Annotated in this window: 1 protein-coding gene, 1 tRNA gene and 1 pseudogene; all 3 read right to left on the bottom strand. The window is 29.4% G+C overall.

All coding sequences use genetic code 11. The annotated features are described in order from the left end of the window. Positions 1–691: 691 nt before the first annotated feature. The 3 genes and pseudogenes from J6D32_RS10030 to J6D32_RS10015 all read right to left on the bottom strand — a co-directional run bounded on the left by J6D32_RS10030 (position 692) and on the right by J6D32_RS10015 (position 3,146). Positions 692–1,519: an IS3 family transposase gene (locus J6D32_RS10030; protein WP_287467645.1), complete on the bottom strand. Its 828-nt coding sequence runs from the start codon at positions 1,517–1,519 to the stop codon at positions 692–694. A gap of 86 nt (positions 1,520–1,605) precedes the next feature. Continuing rightward, positions 1,606–1,836: pseudogene (locus J6D32_RS10025) on the bottom strand (helix-turn-helix domain-containing protein); the annotation flags it as partial. Between the two features lie 1,236 nt (positions 1,837–3,072). Beyond that, positions 3,073–3,146 (bottom strand) — tRNA-Gly (locus tag J6D32_RS10015). Positions 3,147–3,155: the final 9 nt, after the last annotated feature.

Raw genomic sequence — 3,155 nt, 5'->3', positions numbered from 1 at the left:
CACTTGTTTCAGCGACTTGATTATCTTATCATGTTTAACTCTTTCTGTCAAACACTTTTTTGAAGTTTTTTCAAAATCTTTCGATTTCTTTTTTTGTCTTCTTTCGACGACTTGATTATTTTAACATTTCTATTGTATGGTGTCAAATCTTTTTAAACATTTTTTTATCTTTTTTACTTATTGAAGAATTTGTATATAATACTTACTTTATAAAAATACTTTTACAACCTAATTAATGGTGTGTAATACTTTTTGATATAACAATAAAAGTCACATCAACTCACTATTTCATTCCGCTATATCTACTAAACAGTATTAAAAGAATAAATTTTGATTTCTTATTTAACTTTGTACTAGAACGATTTTAAATATTAAAAATAAAAACATTATCTTTTCTGGAAATTATTTTGATGATGTTAAATTAAATGAGATTATTAGCTTTGTTTTTAAGAAGAGTTTATCTTATTGCTTCACTCATCATGAGTAGAGTACATCCTGTTTAGCTCTGGTTTAAATAACATTTTTTTATTTATTACTCCATGACACTTATATTTAATTAAAGAAATAATGTTAAATTTGAAGAGATAATCAATCCCTATTTATCTAAAAAACCTTCTCAAAAAAAAAGAACTGTAGTGAACCCCAAAAGTTGAACTTAATATTATGCAGCTAATTGGCTGGTATGAATTTGCTATTGGACTGGACTCATGCCAGCCAATTTTCTTTTGATTCGTTTATGATTATAGTAGTATATATATTTTTCAATGGCTTCTTTTAACTCCTCATAGGTTTTAAATGTCTTTCCATAGTACATTTCTTGCTTAAGTATGCCAAAGAAGTTTTCCATAGGAGAATTATCTAAACAATTCCCTTTTCGTGACATACTTTGAAAGACTCTATTTTTCTTTAAGGTTTGAACCCACTTTTGATGCCGATACTGCCAACCTTGATCGGAATGAATCGTTGTTCTATAGGTTGCTTGTTTGATTATAGGTAGGACTTGATTTAATGACTCCATGACAAAACTTAAGTCAGGTTTATGACTCATTGAAAAGGATAAAATTTCACCTGTTGCCATGTCCATGATAGGGCTTAAATATAATTTCTTTCCTTCTTGTGTTTTAAATTTAGTCACATCTGTTGTGAGTTTCTGATAAGGATAAGGTGTATGAAATCGACGATTGATTCGATTCTTTGCGATAGTTCCTATTTTCCCTTTATATGAGCGATATTTACGTGTTTTATGGCTAAACTTAATACAACTAATTCCTAGCTTTTTCATCAGGCGATAAACTTTCTTATGGTTAACCTGATGACCTCGATGATGAAGCTCATCTGTGATTCGACGATAACCGTAATTCTCATCATTTTCTTTAAAAATAGTTAAAATGAGGTCTTCAAGCTCTTGATCTGGATTATCTTGTTCCATCTTTTTGCCCCAGTAATAGTAAGTTGATTTTGGAAATTTCGTCACTTTTAAAATATCGGATAAATGAAACTCATCCGTTAATTCTTCTATGATTTTTGTTTTGATTTAATTGTGTGACTCCAGGGGGCAATCCCATGAGCCTGACACTTTTTTAAGTATTCAATCTCTATTCTTAATCATTTATTTTCTTCTTCTAATTGTTGTTCACGTGTTAATGTTTTGGATTGTTTAGATTGTTTTGCTTTTGTCATAGGGGATTGAGGCCTTCCTTTCGGTTTAAAGAATGCCTCAATACCATCTCTAAGAAATTTTGTATTCCAATTCGCAATGGTTCCGATATCTGAAATTCCAAAGTGATTAGTAGTCATACTATATGAGGCACCTGTTGTTTTCATATAGTTTAATACATTTAACCTAAATTCACCAGTGTAATCTTGTCTTTGTTTACGCTCTAATCCCTTTTTTCCAAATAATTTGTATTGTCTAACCCATTCTTGAACCTATTTAGAACTTGAAATCTGATATTTTTGAGTAAGGTAAGCATAAGTTACATTACCATTTAAATATTCTTTAATCACTTGATGTTTAAATTTCGGATTATATTTGGTCATAAAAATGCACCCCTAAAGTTAGAATTTTTAGTCTAACATTTGGGGTGCACATCAAACTATAGTATCTTCTTAATCTCACAATATTCTATTACCTTAGCAACTTAGAATAAAGTCTCAGAGTAGGATATCATATCCCCTCCTCAAAACTCTCTCACTCATCAATTAATAAATCTATCCCCCTCTTTATGAATCCAGGCTTTGATTTTTAGTTATCTACCTAAAAATCTTTGTTTGATGAATTTAAATCAGTGAAGTCATCAGTAGAAAGGATGTTATTTCTCTCGTATGATACTGATAGAAAATAGATTAATCAATATCTAACCTATTTTCTATCTTATTTTAAACGATATAAAAAAGAAACTAGTTCCTGCATCAAAAATATTATCATTAACATTTATTCATCTTATATCAGTTTAATTAAGTAACTTATTTATCAAGCTAAAATTATCCTTGATAAATTCTACCTTGTTCAATCTCTTTTTTCCTAGAATAAAACACATATTAGACGATGTAAAATCAAAAATGTAATAAGACATTTAAGCGGTAATAGTGACTATTTTAAAATTTCACACATCCACCGATAAATCAACTTATCATTTTGCGTATTATTATAAAATTTCTACGCGTGAAAAAGAATATCCTCTACTCTTACTCTCATCAGAAATTCAAAGAACTTTATAAAATCATAAAATATATACTTCTTCTATCTATAATATTTTAACAATCTCCTACACCCATATTTAAATTCAACAAACAAAGTACTTTTCTATATCATAACTTTTACTACTAAGTATCTGTCATACAAAGCATTTTCCCGCTTCTAAAAATTCCAAACCTAACCAATTCTATAAAACTAGTAGCCAAGCTACCTAAAGTTTTCGTTTAAAGTTATTCATTACAATTGGCTATAATTGATGAAAATTTGATTAGTAATAATATTCAATAAAGAAACATGAAAAATGTTAGTTTACGTATTTCAGTCACCTCTTTGACGCACAAAAAAAGCACTCTTTCGAGTGCACTATTCGCTATTGGAGCGGGTGAAGAGAATCGAACTCTCACAGTCAGCTTGGAAGGCTGAAGTTCTACCATTAAACTACACCCGCATTTCTTTG

The organism is Turicibacter sp. (genome assembly GCF_017941855.1).
Classification (GTDB): Bacteria; Bacillota_I; Bacilli_A; order MOL361; family Turicibacteraceae; genus Turicibacter; species Turicibacter sanguinis.
This window is presented reverse-complemented; position numbering and strand designations above follow the sequence as displayed.